General features: G+C 43.6%; 14 protein-coding genes. 4 read left to right on the top strand and 10 right to left on the bottom strand.

Features of this window, described 5'->3' with window-relative positions; genetic code table 11:
* Window positions 1-224 precede the first annotated feature (224 nt).
* Window positions 225-428 (bottom strand): DUF6501 family protein, encoded by a 204-nt coding sequence (locus BV11031_RS07485; RefSeq protein ID WP_010331301.1) that lies wholly within the window; start codon window positions 426-428, stop codon window positions 225-227.
* Window positions 429-657: 229 nt separating this feature from the next.
* On the opposite strand from BV11031_RS07485, the gene dhaS reads away from it, so the two are divergent.
* The 3 genes from dhaS to BV11031_RS07470 all read left to right on the top strand — a co-directional run bounded on the left by dhaS (window position 658) and on the right by BV11031_RS07470 (window position 4,979).
* On the top strand, window positions 658-2,145 hold the full coding sequence (dhaS, locus tag BV11031_RS07480; protein ID WP_010331302.1) for an aldehyde dehydrogenase DhaS: 1,488 nt from the start codon (window positions 658-660) through the stop codon (window positions 2,143-2,145).
* A gap of 100 nt (window positions 2,146-2,245) precedes the next feature.
* Window positions 2,246-4,144, top strand: a complete 1,899-nt coding sequence (locus tag BV11031_RS07475) for a terpene cyclase/mutase family protein (protein ID WP_010331303.1) — start codon at window positions 2,246-2,248, stop codon at window positions 4,142-4,144.
* The gene (locus BV11031_RS07470; protein WP_010331304.1) at window positions 4,134-4,979 is read left to right on the top strand and encodes a superoxide dismutase; all 846 of its coding nucleotides are present in this window, start codon (window positions 4,134-4,136) and stop codon (window positions 4,977-4,979) included. Before BV11031_RS07475 ends, BV11031_RS07470 begins: the two co-directional genes overlap by 11 nt.
* Before the next feature lie 31 nt (window positions 4,980-5,010).
* On the opposite strand, the gene BV11031_RS07465 is transcribed toward BV11031_RS07470, so the two are convergent.
* Entirely contained in the window at window positions 5,011-6,348 is a 1,338-nt protein-coding gene (locus BV11031_RS07465) for a sodium-dependent transporter (protein ID WP_010331305.1), read from the bottom strand.
* Between the two features lie 230 nt (window positions 6,349-6,578).
* On the opposite strand from BV11031_RS07465, the gene BV11031_RS07460 reads away from it, so the two are divergent.
* Window positions 6,579-7,541, top strand: a complete 963-nt coding sequence (locus BV11031_RS07460; protein WP_010331306.1) for a bile acid:sodium symporter family transporter — start codon at window positions 6,579-6,581, stop codon at window positions 7,539-7,541.
* 51 nt (window positions 7,542-7,592) lie between these two features.
* Here BV11031_RS07460 and odhB read toward each other — a convergent pair whose 3' ends face one another.
* The 8 genes from odhB to cdaS all read right to left on the bottom strand — a co-directional run bounded on the left by odhB (window position 7,593) and on the right by cdaS (window position 19,375).
* A complete protein-coding gene (gene odhB / locus BV11031_RS07455) occupies window positions 7,593-8,846 on the bottom strand; it encodes a 2-oxoglutarate dehydrogenase complex dihydrolipoyllysine-residue succinyltransferase (protein ID WP_010331307.1) in 1,254 nt (417 codons plus the stop codon).
* A gap of 15 nt (window positions 8,847-8,861) precedes the next feature.
* Window positions 8,862-11,696, bottom strand: coding sequence for a 2-oxoglutarate dehydrogenase E1 component (sucA, locus tag BV11031_RS07450; RefSeq protein ID WP_010331308.1), 2,835 nt, complete (start codon window positions 11,694-11,696; stop codon window positions 8,862-8,864).
* Window positions 11,697-11,924: 228 nt separating this feature from the next.
* Window positions 11,925-13,841 (bottom strand): vWA domain-containing protein, encoded by a 1,917-nt coding sequence (locus tag BV11031_RS07445; protein ID WP_010331309.1) that lies wholly within the window; start codon window positions 13,839-13,841, stop codon window positions 11,925-11,927.
* Between the two features lie 10 nt (window positions 13,842-13,851).
* A complete protein-coding gene (locus tag BV11031_RS07440) occupies window positions 13,852-14,766 on the bottom strand; it encodes an AAA family ATPase (RefSeq protein WP_082246417.1) in 915 nt (304 codons plus the stop codon).
* Between the two features lie 63 nt (window positions 14,767-14,829).
* Window positions 14,830-15,420, bottom strand: coding sequence for a superoxide dismutase family protein (locus tag BV11031_RS07435; RefSeq protein ID WP_010331311.1), 591 nt, complete (start codon window positions 15,418-15,420; stop codon window positions 14,830-14,832).
* Between the two features lie 287 nt (window positions 15,421-15,707).
* Entirely contained in the window at window positions 15,708-16,943 is a 1,236-nt protein-coding gene (locus BV11031_RS07430) for a C40 family peptidase (RefSeq protein ID WP_010331312.1), read from the bottom strand.
* A gap of 367 nt (window positions 16,944-17,310) precedes the next feature.
* Window positions 17,311-18,528, bottom strand: coding sequence for a macrolide family glycosyltransferase (locus tag BV11031_RS07425; RefSeq protein WP_010331313.1), 1,218 nt, complete (start codon window positions 18,526-18,528; stop codon window positions 17,311-17,313).
* A 232-nt stretch (window positions 18,529-18,760) separates the two neighbouring features.
* A complete protein-coding gene (cdaS, locus tag BV11031_RS07420; protein WP_039074187.1) occupies window positions 18,761-19,375 on the bottom strand; it encodes a sporulation-specific diadenylate cyclase CdaS in 615 nt (204 codons plus the stop codon).
* Between the last annotated feature and the right edge of the window lie 169 nt (window positions 19,376-19,544).

Below are 19,544 nucleotides of genomic sequence, written 5' to 3'. Positions count from 1 at the left end.
ATTACATTTTTCAAATTTTTGATGTGTTTTTCGCCTTTTGTGCTGTTGTTATCAAGTAATACGCACGTGTAAAGAAAAAAGTTTCAATAGTCAGCAATATTTTTTTAAATCAAGTTATTGATTTTGTTTTATTTTTCCTGTTTTAGCCAAATCAAAAAACCGCAGCTGGGCTGCGGTTTTTGATTTCAATCTTTTTTCTGGCTAATCCTTTAAGATATCAGGCATTACATCTCCTCGAAGTATTCTTTATAATAGCCGCCGACTTTATTCGTATTGTCGATGACAAAGAGAAACTCCTCTGTTTCGTTTTTCACTTCATATTCTTTTCCCGGCGTTAACACGCGGTTTACGATATATTTTTTTGCGTTTGTCTGGACACATTTTACCTTTTTGATGGTTTCTTTTTCTAACCAATTGTTATGAATCATAAATGAAATCTCCTTTTCATATCTATAAGCTTATTGTAGCTTTTTTCTTTTGTAAATTGCAATATCGGTTATTCATTGATTTTGGCTTGTTTTCTATTATAAAATGTTTGTATACGCTTACTCTTACAGCAAATGTCATCGTTTCTTTCTGCTATTGAATCAAAGAATCAATGTACTATCACCAAGAATCTCAAAACAGACCATAAAAATGACTGGAGGTTTGTTACGGATGAGTTCTTTAACGATGCAAGTGACGAAAAGGCTGGAGACATTTTTACAGGGAACCAAGAAGCTGTACATTGATGGAAAGTTTGTTCCGAGTGACTCAGGGGCAACCTTTGACACTCCCAATCCGGCGACCGGCGAAACCTTGATAACGCTTTATGAAGCCCAGGCTGCGGATGTCGACAAAGCGGTTAAAGCTGCCCGCAAAGCCTTTGACCAAGGTGAATGGAGAACCATGTCTTCAGCTTCGAGAAGCAGACTGATGTATAAGCTGGCAGACTTAATGGAAGAGCATAAAACAGAACTTGCTCAGCTTGAAACGCTTGATAACGGAAAACCGATAAATGAAACGACGAATGGAGATATTCCGCTCGCTATTGAACATATGCGCTATTACGCCGGCTGGTGTACAAAAATAACTGGACAGACGATTCCGGTTTCCGGCGCCTATTTTAATTATACGCGCCATGAGCCTGTCGGCGTCGTCGGCCAGATCATTCCATGGAATTTCCCGCTTCTGATGGCGATGTGGAAAATGGGTGCGGCTCTTGCAACAGGCTGTACAATCGTGCTCAAACCGGCTGAACAGACACCGCTTTCAGCTCTTTACTTGGCAGAGTTAATTGACGAAGCCGGCTTCCCTGACGGTGTCATCAATATTATTCCGGGATTCGGTGAGGATGCGGGAGAAGCGCTGACGAACCATGAAGCGGTTGATAAAATTGCCTTTACCGGTTCCACTGAAATCGGAAAGAAAATCATGTCGACCGCTGCGAAAAGCATTAAGCGGGTTACATTGGAGCTGGGCGGAAAATCACCTAATATTCTTTTGCCTGATGCGAATTTGAAAAAAGCAATCCCAGGCGCTTTAAATGGTGTGATGTTTAACCAGGGCCAAGTCTGCTGTGCGGGTTCGCGCGTTTTCATTCATAAAGACCAATATGATCAAGTTGTTGATGAGATGGCATCCTATGCTGAATCACTCCGCCAAGGAGCTGGACTTCATAAGGATACACAAATCGGGCCTCTCGTAAGCAAGGAACAGCACGAACGCGTTCTTTCCTACATTCAAAAAGGCAAAGACGAAGGGGCAAAAGCAGTGACTGGCGGAAGCTGCCCTTTTGAAGAAGGGTATTTTGTCGCACCGACAGTGTTTGCGAATGTTGAAGACGAGATGACCATCGCAAAAGAAGAGATTTTCGGGCCGGTGCTGACTGCGATTCCGTATGATACAGTCGATGAAGTCATTGAGCGAGCAAATCATTCAGAATATGGACTTGCGGCTGGATTGTGGACTGAGAACGTCAAGCATGCCCACTATATAGCGGACCGCCTTCAAGCGGGAACCGTCTGGGTGAACTGCTATAATGTGTTTGACGCGGCGTCTCCATTTGGCGGTTATAAACAGTCAGGGCTCGGACGTGAAATGGGTTCATATGCCTTGGATAACTACACAGAAGTCAAAAGTGTCTGGATTCATCTCGAAGACTAACATGCATGTCAAAAAAACTGCTGCCAGCCAGCAGTTTTTTTCTTTCTGTAATGACGGCTAGAAACGCTGAATATATATGCTTCTGAAGGAGTTGAGCGTGATGGGCACACTTCAGGAGAATGTCAGGCGTTTTCAAAAGAAAACCGTTTTAGAGTTAAAAGACCGGCAAAATGCTGACGGTTCGTGGACATTTTGTTTTGAAGGACCAATCATGACAAATTCATTTTTTATTTTGCTCCTCACCTCACTCGATGAAGGCGAGAATGAAAAAGAACTGATATCAGCGCTTGCGGCCGGCATTCGTCAAAAACAGCAGCCCGATGGCACATTCATCAATTATCCCGATGAATCGAGCGGACATATAACGGCTACCGTACAAGGATATGTCGGGATGCTGGCTTCAGGGTGTTTTCTTAGATCTGACCCGCTTATGAAGAAGGCAGAACAATTTATCATCTCACATGGCGGTTTGAGGCATGTTCATTTTATGACAAAATGGATGCTTGCCGCAAACGGGCTCTACCCTTGGCCTGTATTGTATTTACCATTATCGCTCATGGCGCTCCCGCCAACATTACCGGTTCATTTTTATCAATTCAGCACCTATGCCCGCATTCATTTCGCTCCTATGGCTGTAACACTCAATCAGCGATTTGTCCTTAAAAACCGCAACATTCCATCCCTGCGCCATCTCGATCCGCACATGACAAAAAACCCTTTCACTTGGCTTCGATCTGATGCTTCTGAAGAAAGAGATCTCACATCTATTTTGTCACATTGGAAACACATTTTTCATGCACCATTTGCTTTTCAGCAGTTGGGCTTACAGACAGCTAAAACATATATGCTGGACCGGATTGAAAAAGACGGAACATTATACAGCTACGCGAGCGCAACCATATTTATGGTTTACAGCCTTCTGTCACTTGGTGTGTCGCGGCACTCGCCTGCCATAAGAAAGGCATTGAAAGGCATCAAATCGTTAGTGACACAGTGCAGCGGGATTCCTTATCTGGAAAACTCCACTTCCACTGTTTGGGATACGGCACTGATCAGCTATGCCCTTCAAAAAAACGGCGTGACTGAAACTGACGGCTCTATTGCAAAAGCAGCTGCCTTTTTGCTGAAACGCCAGCATACGAAAATAGCAGATTGGTCTGTCAAAAATTCAGGTTCAGCCCCTGGCGGGTGGGGATTTTCAAACATCAATACAAACAACCCTGACTGTGACGATACGGCTGCGGCATTAAAAGCGATCCCCCGCAGTTATTCTCCTTCAGCTTGGGGGCGAGGAGTATCTTGGCTATTATCGATGCAAAACAATGACGGCGGATTTTCAGCTTTTGAGAAAAATGTGAACCATCCTCTGATACGCCTTCTCCCGCTTGAATCCGCCGAGGACGCGGCAGTTGACCCTTCAACCGCCGACCTTACCGGACGTGTGCTGCACTTTTTAGGCAAGAAAGCCGGATTCACAGAAAAACATCAACTTATTCAGCGCGCAGTGAACTGGCTTTTCGAACATCAAGAACAAAATGGGTCATGGTACGGGAGATGGGGGGTTTGCTATATTTACGGCACATGGGCTGCTCTTACGGGGCTGCATGCCTGCGGGGTTGACCGGAAGCACCCTGCAATACAAAAGAGCCTTCGCTGGCTCAAATCCATTCAGCTAGATGATGGCAGCTGGGGAGAATCATGCAAAAGCGCCGAAGTCAAAACGTACGTTCCGCTTAATAGAGGAACAATTGTACAGACGGCCTGGGCTTTAGACGCTTTGCTCACATACGAAAATCCCGAACACCCCTCTGTTGTGAAAGGTATGCATTACCTTACTGACAGCAGTTCTCATGGCGCCGATAGTCTGGCTTATCCAACAGGGATCGGATTGCCAAAGCAATTTTATATCCGCTATCACAGTTATCCATATGTATTCTCTTTGCAGGCTGTCGGGAGATATTTGAATTCTATTAAAAAGGAGACAGCAAATGAAACGTGAATCTTATCAAACAGAAATGTTCAATTGGTGTGAAGCCTTGAAGGACCAGATTCAAAAGCGAGGACAGCTTGATCAGTTTGAAGATCAAATTGACAAGATGATTGCAGCATTGGAAGATGACCAAACAACAGAAGATGATTGGTATAAGCAGGCCGCTGCCCTTTATCGGGATATTACAGAATCAGAGGATACAAGTGAAAGACGCGCGTACGTCCCTATAGGAAAACATGTGCTGCCGAAGCTTCCGTACAAATATTCCGCTTTAGAACCTTATATTTCACGCGACATTATGGTCCTTCACCATACGAAGCATCACCAAAGCTATGTTGACGGCCTGAATAAAGCAGAAACAGAGCTTAAAAAAGCAAGAGCATCAAAGAATTATGACTTGATCACTCATTGGGAAAGAGAGCTTGCATTCCATGGAGCAGGCCATTATTTGCACAGCATTTTCTGGTTTTCGATGCATCCAAACGGAAAACGGCGTCCTACCGGGGCATTGTTCCAAATGATTGATCTTTCATTTGGAAGCTATTCCGCTTTTAAAGAACATTTTACTCAGGCCGCTAAAAAAGTGGAGGGTGTCGGCTGGGCCATTCTGGTCTGGGCGCCTCGGTCGGGACGGCTGGAGATTTTAGCCGCAGAAAAGCACCAGCTCTTCAGCCAATGGGATGTGATCCCTCTTTTAGCGCTTGACGTATGGGAACACGCGTATTATTTGCAATATAAAAATGACCGGGCGAGCTATGTCGATCACTGGTGGAATGTCGTGGATTGGCGCGAGCCAGAAAAACGGTTCCAGCAGGCAAAAGAAGTCGTTTGGAAACTCTATTAAAAAAAGCCCCCTTTTCCGGGGGCCTCATGTTTTAAAAAATGCCGATCACATGCAAAAATACGATGATAATGGCAACAGGAGATAGATAACGAATGAGCAGGAGCCAAACCGCAAACCACTTTCGTTTCAAATTGGACCCGCTTTTTAGCTCGTCAAACAAATCCTGTTTCGGTATTTTTAAAGGAACAAATATAGAAATCAATAACGCGCCTAACGGCATTAAGATATTGCTGACAAGATAGTCGGCCGCATCAAAAATAGACAAGTGAAAAATAGTAACGTCACTTAAGACACCGTATGATAGTGCAGACGGCACACCGACAATAAAAATAGCAATTCCGCCTACCCAAGCGAATCGTTTTCTCTTATTGACATCGCCTTTAGAAAGCACTGCGACCAGAATTTCCAGCATTGAAAAAGCGGATGTGAGTGCCGCAAATAAAAATAAAATTAAAAATGCTAATAAAAAGATAATTCCAAACGGCATTTGATTAAACACAGTCGGCAGCACGTTAAATAACAGCACAGGCCCTTGGTCTGGTTTGAGGCCGAATGAAAATACAGCTGGAAAAATCGCAATTCCGGCCATGACAGCAACAAGCATGTTCAATACCGTTACGGATACAGCAGACTGCACAAGATTTTCCTGTTTTTCTAAATAAGAGCTATACGTTACCATGACAGATACGCCGACACTTAATAAGAAAAAGGATTGGCCCATCGCATATAAAATCGTATTGGCATCAATTGCTGTTATGTCGGGCATCAGGAAAAACTTGAGCCCTTCCATCGCGCCATCAAGTGTGACAGAACGCACCATTAATATGAGAAATAATATAAAAAGCGCCGGCATTAACACTTGGCTGGCTTTTTCAATTCCGCTGCTTACCCCTTTGGCAACTACTAAAATGGTCACCACCATAAAGAGCAGTTGGCCTCCTACAGCCAAATAAGGATTTGAAATTGTACTAGCAAATATCGTATCAAAACCAGATGTTTTCGTTAAACCGCCAGTAAAACCTTTTGTAATATAAATTAAAATCCACCCGCCGACGACGCTGTAGAAAGATAAAAGAATAAAGCACGTCGCCATGCCTAAATAACCGATCCAATGCCACTTCGTCCCCGGAGCGAGTGTTTTATAGGATTGAACGGCATCTTTCTGTGTTTTTCTGCCTATGATGAATTCACCAAACAATAAAGGCAGTCCGATTAAAACCGTAAATAAAATAAAAATAAGTAAAAATGCGCCTCCACCGCTGGTGCCCGCTACATATGGAAATTTCCATATCGCACCAAGCCCGATAGCTGATCCTGCCGCAGCCAAAATAAAGCCGAGCTTCGAAGACCATTGATTTGCTTCCTTCACCCTATCACTCCTAATTTATCAAACCATTATAAAGATTCATTGTAAGAATATCCTCCTATATAGTCAAGAACATTTTCTTTAGTTTACATAATATTTTTATTGTTATTCATATAAAGACAATTTAATTGCTGATATTGAATTATTCAGAAAATTAATTATAATAAGAGGATGCTTTAAAATCTGCGAGAATTTCTGCTGAAGTTCTTGATAAATGTGTAAGGAGTGTTTTGATGGACATCATTAGAAAAATAAGTCATTTCGCGGGACAAACCTTCGGTATATGGGTCATTGTTTTTGCCGTGCTGGGGTTTTCTTTCCCGTCTTTTTTTACATGGATTAGTTCTTATATTACGATTCTTCTTGGCATTATCATGTTTGGAATGGGTCTTACACTGCAAGCCGGTGATTTCAAAGAGCTCCTCAGAAAACCTTGGCATGTCATGGTTGGGGTGATTTTACAGTATACCATCATGCCGCTTGTTGCTTTCGGTCTGGCATTTGGGCTGCACCTTCCAGCAGAAATCGCAGTGGGTGTTATTCTTGTCGGCTGCTGTCCTGGCGGCACAGCCTCGAATGTCATGACTTTCTTAGCAAAAGGAAATACAGCTCTTTCTGTTGCTGTTACAACAATTTCCACCTTATTGGCGCCCGTTTTAACACCGATTTTGATTATGGTGTTTGCCAAGGAATGGCTTCCTGTCTCTCCGGGGTCTTTATTTATTTCAATCTTGCAGGCTGTGTTATTTCCGATCATTGCAGGCGTGATCGTCAAAATGTTTTTCAGAAAACAAGTGGAAAAAGCCATACATACCCTTCCGCTTGTTTCTGTCATTGGCATCGTTGCGATTGTCTCAGCTGTCGTCAGCGGCAACCGGGAACATCTGCTTCAATCTGGGCTGCTCATTTTTTCTGTTGTCATTCTGCATAACGGTATCGGTTATGTGCTTGGATTTCTTTGCGCAAAGCTTTACAAATTGGATTATCCATCTCAAAAAGCGATTGCAATCGAAGTCGGCATGCAAAATTCAGGACTTGGGGCCGCACTTGCCACGGCTCATTTCGCACCGTTATCTGCCGTACCTAGCGCGATGTTCAGTGTGTGGCATAACCTTTCAGGCTCCATGCTTGCAACGTACTGGTCAAAGAAAGCGAAAAAGAAACAAACTGCACCTAACAGCAATCTGTCACTTTAAATTCCCATTAAAAAAGGTACATCACTTTTTACGTGATGTACCCTTTGTTAATTATCCCTCTAATAAAAGCTGTTCAGGATCTTCCAGTAAATTTTTGATTGTCACTAAGAAACCAACCGCTTCTTTACCGTCAACAATCCGGTGATCATAAGATAAAGCGATATACATCATCGGACGGTTTTCGAAACGCTCTTCATCAATTGCGACAGGGCGCAGTTGAATCTTATGCATGCCCAGTATACCGACTTGAGGGCTGTTTAAAATCGGAGTCGACATCAGTGAACCGAAAGTCCCCCCGTTTGTAATCGTGAAGGAACCGCCCTGAAGCTCACTAAGGGTTAATTTATTGTTTCTTGCTTTTTTCGCAAGCTCGCCGATTTCCTTTTCGATTCCTGCAAATGTCAGACGGTCCGCATCCCGTACAACAGGAACGACAAGGCCTTCATCAGCCGCAACAGCAATCCCGATATCGTAGAATTTCTTAACGATGAGCTCATCGCCTTGAATTTCCGCATTCAAAAGCGGATATTTTTTCAGCGCAGCGACGACTGCTTTCGTGAAGAAAGACATAAAGCCGAGCTTCACTTCGTTTTGCTCAAAGAATTGATCTTTGCGGCGTTTTCTGAGATTCATGACAGCCGTCATGTCTACTTCATTAAATGTAGTCAGCATTGCTGATGTCTGCTGTACCTCTACAAGGCGTTTTGCAATCGTTTGTCTGCGGCGTGACATTTTTTGCACATCGACAGGTTTGTCAAAGCTTTGCTGTGCTTTTTGAGCCTGAGGCTGCTGTTTTTGCTGAGGAGCCGGTTTTGATGCCGGTTTTTCGTACGCTTCGACATCCTGCTTGCGCACTCTTCCAAGCGGATCTCCCGTTGGAACCTGAGACAGGTCAATTCCTTTTTCTCTAGCCAGTTTACGGGCTGAAGGAGAAGCGATTGTTCTGGACTTTGCTTCGGTTTGCGCTTCCTCGCTCACCTCTTGCGCCGCTGGTTCAGCTTGTTTCTCTTCTTTCTCGCTATTTTTGCTTTCAGCTTTCTCTGAAGGAGCAGGGGCAGAACTTTCACCCGCGCCTTCTGAAATCGTACCGATAATTTCTCCGACTTGGACGGTATCACCCGAATCTTTCAATACCTCTTGAAGTACGCCCGATTCTTCTGCTGTCAATTCAACATTTACTTTATCCGTTTCTAGTTCAAGCAGATATTCACCCTGTTCTACATAGTCACCAGGCTGCTTTAACCATTGGGCTATTGTTCCTTCTGAGATTGATTCTGCTAATTCAGGTACCTTAATTTCCGCCATTTTTTCATTTCCCCCTTAGTTTTTGCGAGTCAAGCTATCAGATACAATACGTTCCTGTTCTTTTTTATGAACTGTCGGATCTCCTTCTGCAGGACTGGATCGTCTTCTTCGTCCAATATATTGAACGCCTACTCCCTTTGGTGCAATTTCTGTCAAATACGGGCTGATATAACTCCAAGCCCCCATGTTCTGCGGTTCTTCCTGCACCCAAACGATTTCTTTCAGGTTCGGAAGTTTTGCAAATAATTCTTTGATTCCTTTTGCCGGGAATGGATACAGCTGTTCAATTCTCGCAATGTGAAGCCATTCTTTACCGTCTTCTAACTTGTTGAAATGGTCGCTGATGTCTATGGACACTTTCCCGCTGGATAATACAAGTCTGGTTACTTTTTCATAGTCATGAGAAAGTCCGGACTGTTCATAAACAGGCTGGAAGCGGCTTTCGCTGAGCTCCTGCACTTCCGAAACCGTATTCGGATTACGGAGAAGGCTCTTTGGCGTCATAATGACGAGCGGCCTGATTTCTTCACGAAGCAGCATTTTGGCCTGTCTTCTTAAAATATGAAAATATTGTGCGGCGCTTGTCAGGTTGGCAACCGTCCAGTTGTTTTCCGCCGCAAGCTGCAGGAACCGTTCGATTCTTCCGCTTGAGTGCTCGGGCCCCTGGCCCTCGTAACCGTGCGGAAGAAGCATGACTAATCCGGATTTTTGGCCCCATTTTGCGCGTCCGGCAGAAATGAATTGGTCAAAATACACTTGAGCAGCGTTGGCAAAATCTCCATACTGCGCTTCCCACATGACAAGCGTTTCTGGTGAATGCACGTTATAGCCATATTCAAAGCCGAGAACCGATCCTTCAGACAGCGGGCTGTTATGAACCGCAAAAGATGTCTCACAGTCAGTTAAGTGATGAAGCGGCACAAATTCTTCGCCCGTCTCACTGTCATGAAGCACAAGGTTTCTTTGGGCGAACGTTCCGCGCTCAGAATCCTGTCCTGTTAAACGAATCGGTGTTCCGTCTTTTAAAATAGATGCAAATGCGAGTGATTCTGCCAAAGACCATTCCACTTTTCTGTCATCATCGAACGCTTTGGCGCGTCTTTCTAAAATGCGCTTAAGCTTGCCGAAAACGTTAAATGACTCCGGCCAGTTGACCAATTCGCCATTCAGCTTGCGGAGCACATCAAAATCAATGGATGTGTCAACATCAGGAAAACCGTTTGAAACAGGCTCTGGAAGTTCAATTTCAGTAGCGGTCGGTTCCTTTTTAGCCGGCACTTTCTGATAAGCATCCTCAATGCGCTTCGTTACCGATTTTTCGATGTTTTCAACAACTTCCTCATCAAGCACGCCTTCTTTCACAAGCTTTTCAGCGAAAATGTGTTTGACGGTCGGATGCTTTCTGACAGCATCATACAGCATTGGCTGAGTGGTAGACGGCTCATCCATTTCGTTATGTCCGTAGCGTCTGTACCCGATCAAGTCAATCAGAAAGTCTTTGTTGAATGTTTTTCGGTATTCTACCGCAAACTTAACAGCTGAAAGACAGGCTTCAGGATCATCCGCATTCACGTGGACAATTGGAATTTCATAGCCCTTCGCCAGATCACTGGCATATTTTGTTGATCTTGATTCAGCGCTTTCTGTTGTGAATCCGATCATGTTATTGGCGATAATATGAATCGCACCGCCTACTTGATACCCTGTTAAAGAACTTAAATTCAATGTTTCAGCGACAATTCCTTCCCCAGGGAATGCTGCGTCTCCATGAATTAAAATTGCAAGCGATTTCGTTTCGTCCTGCACAGGGTATCCGCTTTGTGTTCTCGTTTCCTGTGCCGCTCTTGTGCTGCCTTCAACAATCGGGTTGATAAATTCCAAATGGCTCGGGTTGTTTGCTAACGTAATGCGCGCTGATTTGGTTGCAGCGTCTTGAAGCTCCCGATTCGCCCCGAGATGGTATTTGACATCCCCTGTCCATCCGTAGCTGATTCCGATTGATCCCTCAGACGGGACAAGATCTTTGTTCGGCGCATGCTGGAATTCGGAGAAAATGATTTCGTACGGTTTGCCGAGCACGTGCGCCAAGACATTCAGGCGCCCCCTGTGCGCCATCCCGATGTTGACACTCGTCGTACCGGATTTGACAGATTGTGCAATAATGTCATCCAGCACTGGAACAAGTGCGTCCAGACCCTCAATGGAAAAACGCTTCTGTCCGACGAATGTGCGGTGTAAAAACTGCTCGAAGCCCTCTACTTCTGTCAGTCTTTCCAGCACAGCCGACAGCTTTTCAGCTGAGTTCTTCTGAAAGAGCTCGCCGGATTCAATCATCTTTGTCAGCCACTCGCGCTCTTTGAAGTCATGCACGTGGTCAAATTCAAATGAGATCGTTCTTTTATACGTATTTCGTAAATACTGAATGGCTTCTAAACCGTTCGTAATGTTTTTAGGAGCGTCTTTGCAAATTACTGACGCAGGTATTGCTTTTATTTCCTCTTCTGTTAGCCCGTAATCGGATAATGGAAAGAGTTCGCTCTTTTTCCCATCCTTTCTGAGCGGATTGACGGAAGCGTTTAAATGGCCATAGGTTCGGATATCTTCTGCAAGTCTGACTGCGGCTGCGATCTTTTGAATCAGATCGGCTGTAACACGCCCCTTTTCTTCTGTTCCCGAGGCCTCTTTTATATCGTTTGGCGGAGCACCGAGCTCGTCGAACATTTCCTTTAGATCCGGGTCAATGCTGTTCGGATCCTGGGTGTACTGATCGTAAAGCTCCAGCGCATAGCCGAGGTTCGGACCGTAAAAATCTTCCCAATTCATTCGTTGTTTCATACTATTTTGAAACATTTGAATATTACCCCCAACTTAGATAATCAAGTGATTGATTCACTATCTTAAAATAACTTTCGAACGATGTGTCCAAAATTATGTAATAAAAACGCTTCCAACGATATTTTACCACTGTTTGCAATTTGATTCTACCTTGATTGTTCACAAAATAGTAAAAAACCTTCATAAAAAACAAAAAATTTAATCATTTGAAAAAAGGAACGCCAAAAAGCATAGGATCAAGAGTTAACCTATGCTTTTATGGAGCAGTTTTTTCAGCAGCGGATACAGAACATCCGGGAGCTGATCGACATCCGGGACGAATATACTGAATTTTCCGTACATATCCTGAATGGTCTTCATCTGTGATTCTTCTATTTCTGTGTTGGAAAGAAAAACATTTATGACTTCTATTCCTCTTTTTCGCGCTTCAATAACCGCTTCACTTGTATCGACTATTCCGTTTTGTTCATAGCCAAACGCGGCCGGCTCTCCATCCGAGAAAACAATTAAGAACTTTTGCGCCTCGCTGCGCTGCAGCATTTGTTTCGTCATCTGGCGGATCGCATAGCCGTCACGGTTATCTTCCTCAGGCTCGAGCTGCATAATGGCAGACCCGGCATCTTGTCTTAATGACGATTGGAAAGGAATAACCGTATTGAAATAGTTTGGCTGGCTTGTTTCGGTCGCATCGTTTGTGTCTTCCCAGAAACCGACAATCTGATGCGGAACGGCTACCGATTTCAACGCTTCGTGAAACAGCACGATTCCCCGCTTTGTCTCTTCCATTTTGTCGAACATGCTGGCTGAACAGTCGACCAGCAAAGTAAAAGCTGCGTCAATTTCGGAAGACGGTTCTTGCTTTTTGTAGAACAGGCGCGGATTCCGCTCAGTGAAGTAACGGAGGAGCTTATTGTTCAGCCGACCGGCATGAAGATCTGTTCTCGGCAATGTTTTTTTATGCTCCAGCGTTTTTTGAATCATTTGTTTCAAACGCTTTTGATATGATTCGATCGTTTTTGCCTGCTGTTTATAAGAAAGCGCTTCTTCACTGGTAGCCGGCTTCGGTTCTTTGTAAATCGAAAATGCATATTTATTTTCTTTTCCGTCGGCCATACCCGCTCCGTTTGGCTGGTCTTTCCGGGACTCCAGCGCTTCCAGCTTGGAATAGTCTTTCCGTTTTGTTTGTCTGGCTGATCCTTGGACTGAACCAAGCGCTTGATCTCCATCGTCGCCTTCCCTTGAAGCGTCTTTTCCTACATCTGATTTCGCGCCGTGTTCAATATCAAATTGAAGGAAGCTCTTAGACGGAGCTTCTGTTTCCCGGTGCCACGTCGGCATTTCTTCTTCATGAATATCCTCGTCGCCGTCTGACTTTTTCGGAAGCGTGATGTCATCACTCAGCTTCGGCGCTTTTTTCTCTTCTTCAAACAATGGCTGTTCTGCAGCTTTTGCGTAATCAAGCTCAGGCAAAAAGAAGTAGGTATTCAGCATGTCTTTATCAAGCACCTCTTCAAGCCCGTCCATGAGGTCTTCAACAATTTTCAGAACCTGACGTGTCGTATCTGCTTCATACACACGCAAAAGCTGCTGCTCAATAAACGGGCGCATCAGATCGATATCTTCACGCATAGACGGAAGGGTCTCGAGCGGCGATTCAGCTGTTAGCTTGACATAGATCGCGCAAAAGAGGGCATCCGTAAAAATGCTTCGCTCTAAATTTAAATTCAGCTGGGTGGAGAAGTGTTTTCTGTACATGTCTTTTCGCTTCGCAAATACATGTTTCGTACCCGGACGCTCGTGTTTGATGCATTCTTCAATTCTGATGTCCTCAAGCAGCATAAACAGCTGCTTTGCAAAGCTTTTGAATGTCAGATGCCGATGAATATCATCCAAAAAGCTCGCAAACTCTTGCAAAGAGCTATATCTCGTTCCGACCGAACGCAAGTAGACGTCGCTTTTTAGGCCCGCTTCCATGTCCTCAGCCGCCCTGTCCTTCCAAAAATGGCTCATATAAATTTTCTTTTCAAAAGGGTTGTAATACGACTGAACGCCATACTCCACTTCTACCGCTTCACTCTTGGTCAGTGTTTTGGCCAAATCAGTGAGCATCATAAATAAAAACGAATCGATTGTGCTGTCGTTAAATTTGATAAATTTCATCGCAGCTCCCTCATTCAAACAGAGTTTCAGCGATATTTCGGACTGCCGCCTTTTCCCGGTCATCATCAAGCTTTTCTACAATTCCCCGTTCAATCGCACGACGCGGCGGAATATAAGCGGCTAAATCACATGTATCAATTAATGCTCTGATGGATGCCGCCTCCTCAGACACCTGGCCGTTATTGGCCTGGACGATCAGGTCAGAGGAAAGCGTGATAAACCGGTCAATCAATTTCTCATCTTTCAGGGCTGACTGAGACATGAGCACTTGTTTTAGCAGCTCGCCTTTAATATAAGGTACATCAATGATGACAAAACGGTTTTTCAATGCTTCATTCAGCGGAACAGTTCCGACATAGCCTTCATTGATGGCCGCAATGACTCCGAACCCTTCTTTAGCCCGAATGACCTCGCCTGTAAACGGATTTGTCATCATTTTTCTGTAATCTAATACACCGTTTAAAATGGGCAGTGTTTCCGGCTTTGCCATATTGATTTCATCTATATAAAGAAAATGGCCTTCTTTCATAGCTTTTGTGACAGGCCCGGAAACAAACTCGATCGTTGCCTGGCCAGATTGATTTTCAATCGTTTTATAGCCGACTAAGGCTTCAGCGTCCAAGTCCACTGAACAGTTGACACTGTGCATCGGTTTATGAAAATAGCCTGACAATGTTTCTGCCAGCTTTGTTTTTCCTGAGCCAGTAGGCCCTTTCAGCAGGACATTTTTTCCCATGGCTAATGCGATGATGGCGTCAAATAAAATCGCTTCATCCTCCGCCTCATAGCCTGGCGTTCCGATAAGCGACTGAAACTCAGGGGAAATCGGCTGGTCTTTATATAATAAAAGCTTTTGTTGTATCTCTTCAGGCAATGTTACGTGCTGTATTTGAGTTGTCATAGTCTGGTTCCCTTTCCTGTTCATATTCCATAAACGAGTATACTAAAAAAGCCCTTGTATACTCAATACAAAAGGGCTTGGATGATTTTACTGCTTCTCGTTATTTCCGGAAAGGGCTCCGCAGACGATACGCGCACCTGAATTTCCGCTAGGATTTGTTAAATAATCGTCGGCATGTTCATGAATAATAAACGCACTCCCATCATGATCGAGGATATTTAGCTTACTTCCTATTTTCAGTGAGGTGTCCGGCGCATTCATTATGACATCTACTTTTCCATCGGCACCAACTTCAAGGTTTGGCAGATCTCCGGCATGATTCCCCATCGGATTGTTGAAGCCGTGTTCTTTGTTCAGCGGATTAAAATGGCCTCCCGCTGATTCAAAATCCGGCCTGACACATGAACCTTTCTCATGAATATGAAAACCTAGTGAAGCGCCGGGACGCAGGCTGTTAGCTGAAACGTGAATATCGAGGCCTTCGTCATCTGATTCTTTGATTTCTATAAAACCGACTGCTTTGCCTTCACGATTAACCAGCTGGACATGGTGACCAAACGCTGACGTTTTAATCACTTCTTTTTCCGGCACCCGTTCAGGAGGATCATGAGGGTTTTTTTGTCCGCATCCCGCAACTCCCAGGGCCGTCAGCAACATCAACAGCAAGAGACGGTACATACTGTCTCCCCCTTGTTTTTTCTAACAGTGTGGTCAATCATTGTCTGATCTAAACAAAAAAGCCTATAAAAAGGCTTTTTACAGCGTGTCGGATAAATCCTCGCATTCATTGCGGCCCTGCCGCGAGCTCAGTCGCTACAATCTAGAGACCCTGCTCAAACGCCTGTGTCACACCGTATCGTGCGGAAGTCGCCTCCGATGCTCACGCTTCAAGGGTTTTCAATTACGATGAAAAGATGACAACATCCTAAACCGAAAACGTTTTAGGATGTTGTCCATACTCATTTTTAAAAATAGGTTCTTGCGCCCAAATAGCGCTGTTTCCAATATGAATTGCTGAGATTGGAAATGTCGACGCCTGATGAGCTTGCATGAATAAAGTCTCCGCCGCCCAGGTAAATCCCCATGTGAGACGGTCCTGATTTATATGTGGTAAAGAAGACAAAATCTCCAACTGACGGCTGGCTGACTTTTTGCATCACATTCCAATACCCTGCCGTACTTAATCTAGATATCGATGATACTTTGTTAATGAGGTAATAAATGTAACCGCTGCAATCAAAACCGGCAGGCGTGTTTCCGCCCCAGCGGTATGGCACCCCGACATATTTTTTCGCTTCTGTTATCATTCTGTCAATCTTCGAGCCTATTTGAACGTTTGATCCCGAGTTGTCTTTTGGCTTTGTCTGATTTGAATTGTCAGGTTTTGATGCTCCCGAAATCGTCAGAACCTGCCCGATTTGCAGAACATCAGATGATAATTTGTTTTTATCACGGATGCTTTGCACAGTAACCCCGAGCTGATTCGCGATTTTCCACAGCGAATCGCCTGCTTTCACCTTGTATGTAGCTGTTTTTGAAGAATTGGAGTTTGACGGCTTCTTGGAACCGCTGCTTCCGCTGTTAGATGAACTGTTCCCTTTTATTTTGAGTACCTGCTTAGGGTACAGCGTATCTGATGTTAAGCCATTTAAGGTTTTTAATTCGGCTACTGTCATATGTAAGCTGTTAGCGATTTTCCACAGCGAGTCACCAAGCTTAACTGTATATGTACTTTTTGACGAGCCTGAGGAATTGGAACCGCTGTTTTTTTTCGATCCGTTTGAGCCGCTTGAACTGCTTGTCCCTTTAATCTTAAGCTTTTGTCCGGGCCGAATGAGGTCACTTGTCAGGCTGTTTATACTTTTAAGCTCAGAAACACTCATTTTATGATTTTTAGCAATCATCCACAACGAATCACCATAGGCAACTGTGTATGTTGACGTTTTGCTTGAGTGTGATGGGGATGTCGTGCTTTTTTTGCTGCTCTTAGGAATTTTAAGGCTTTGTCCGGCATAAATCACCGTTGATTTCAATTTGTTTTCGGATTTCAGAGCTGATATCGTCGTATCGTACTGGCGGGAAAGTTTCCAAAGAGAGTCACCGTTTTTCACTTTAATTGTTTTTGCTTCCGCGGGCGCTGCGGCAATCGATGACCCAACAACTGCGGAAACAGCCAAGCCGGCTACAATCTTCTTTTTCATTCAATCAACCTCCTAAACTGTTTATGCGCAAAAACAGTAGTATTTTCTTTCCAAAAATGGGCACACATCAGTTTTATCGTCACTTTTTCAGCAAGTTAAACCCTTTTCAAATAATCCGCAGCCATTTCAGCATCGTTCGACCTTTAGTCCTTCAAACAAACACCTAATATTTTACATGAGTTGCCTATATTTTTTCGAAAGTCTAAGGAACTATTTAAGCGAGGGGTACAAATGATGGGTTTCTTTGATGAACGGAGCAGTTTTGCCTCCTTTCTTGTCTGTTTTTCCTATCAATTCTCTATCGGCGTGTCAAATCCCTTCACGAAAAAATAGAAAGCCTGTCCTATTGTAAGAACAGGCTATTACACTATGCGTTAGCAGATTGCTTTTTGTGTTTCACAAATTCAAGAATACGATCGGCAGCTTTATTAGAGCCGCCCGCCGCTTGGAGTGATTGTCCAATTTCTTTTGCCTTTTCAGAATATGCACGATTGTTCATTACTTCTTGAATCGTCTCTTTCAGAAGGCTTTCAGATAATTGTTCTTTTTTCAGCGCTTTTCCTGCGCCGACTTTTTCCACCTGATTTGCGACGACAAACTGGTCACCTCCCATCGGAATGACAACAAGCGGGGTTTCAAAATACAAACCTTCACTTGTGCTGTTCATCCCGCCGTGAGTCACAAATAAGCTAGCTCTTTTCAGGATCTCTAGCTGAGGGACATACGGGCGTACAATAAAATTTTCCGGAATGTCGTTTAACTCACTCGGTTTCATATGCTTGCCGATGGAAAGCACAACTTTACCGTCAAAGTCTTTACACACTTCTAGGCATTGATTAAAAAACTGCTTTTGATTGTTAAAAATGGTTCCCATTGAAATAAACAGCACGTTTTCATTGTCAATTTGATCAAATGGGAAATCCTTGTTTCCGGCTCTTTCCGTAATGGAAGGACCGACAAATACATAGCGATCGCCAAATTTCTCGGCTAATGGCTGAAATTCTCTTGATGTAAAGACAATCGTCAAGTCCCCATCTGCTAAAAAAACATCAAATGGCTTCTTGATCTCTGCTTGAAATTCAGTATTTAAGGTTTCTGAAAGCTGCTGATAAGATTCATAATGAGGCGAATCTTCAAGTGATCCTTTCATGTATGCTCCCATCATTTGCTTCGTAAATTCTTCATTCATTGCAAAGGTTGTACACAATGAAAATCTCGGCAGCTTCAACAAATTGGCAATGATTTTACCAGCGAGAAGATGGTGATCATAGATAACATAATCATATGATTCATGTTTGACTTCATCATAAATATGAGTCACGATCTCAATACAGCCTTTCAAAAAGACGCAGATCATTTCTGTGACATCTCTTTCTTCGTCTCCGGTTGCGTTTTTCCCGAAGTGATCCTCCCGAAAATCCTGATACTCACGAAACTCAACATCAAGAGCGTCAATTTTTTCTTTGTATTCCTTCACTGCATAGTAAGTAATTTGTTCTCCCCGGGATTTCAGCTCCTTCATTACACCGATAGACGGATTAATATGCCCTTCACCGGGGAAACCGATCATTAATACTTTAGCCATGCGGCAGCACCCTTCCTATAATAGATGTAATAATTTTATACGGTACTACAAATACAAAATCAGGTAAAGTATTTAACTTAATTAATATTCATCACATATAACTTTTCTACCAGTTTATATTTTCTGATTCAAGCCAAAAAGCATTCAGCGTAAAGTGAATGCTTTAAAAAAGAGGTGGATTCAGTCCTATTGACTCAAGATAGGAGTCATTTTCAGGCCCTTTTATTTATTTTTACGTTCTTGGCGAAATTAATGGATATAATACACCGTCTTTAGCAAACGACATCTTCCCTGTCTCTTCTGAAACAACGAGCACAAGCGCATCCGTATACCCCGACATACCAAGAGCAGCGCGGTGCCGGGTTCCCAAATGGATATCCACTTCCTTTGTTGTCAGCGGGAGGACATTGCCTGCTGAGACGAGTTTGTTTTCTCTCACCAATAAAGCGCCATCATGAAGAGGGTTTCCGGGGAAAAAGATGCTCTCAATTAATGAAGCGCTAATTTCCGCATGAAGGGAGGTCCCTTTTTGAATAAAGTGTTCAACCGGGTCCGTTCTTTCTATCACAATTAGAGCACCATGCTTATGTTCTGATAAAGCTTTAATCGCCTTGGCCAGCTCAATGAATGCCGGCGTAAATTGCTCAATGTATGACTGCAAATAAAAGGATGATGCGATGCCCTGCATGTCCTGAAAAATATGCCCTAATTCATCTAACTCACAAAGAAGGCACTGGTCTTTTTCGTGAAGTGTTTTCAAAATTAGCGACGTATCAACCAATATTTCCTCCAAGAATATTTGTATCTTTCCCTTAAATACATTTTCCGACATTTGTTCATAGCGCATAGACCTTCATCTCCTATCAAATTTCCAACTTTTCACGCATGCTTATTTTATTGATGCACATTCTATAGGTAAAGGAGGGATGTAAAGAATGGAAATTCAAAGAATCATTCAGTATATTTTCACCTTTTTAGGCGTGATTTCGCTTTCTTTTATTTATGCCCAAATGTTT

The sequence above is a fragment of the Bacillus vallismortis genome (assembly GCF_004116955.1).
In the GTDB taxonomy this organism is placed as follows: Bacteria; Bacillota; Bacilli; order Bacillales; family Bacillaceae; genus Bacillus; species Bacillus vallismortis.
This window is presented reverse-complemented; position numbering and strand designations above follow the sequence as displayed.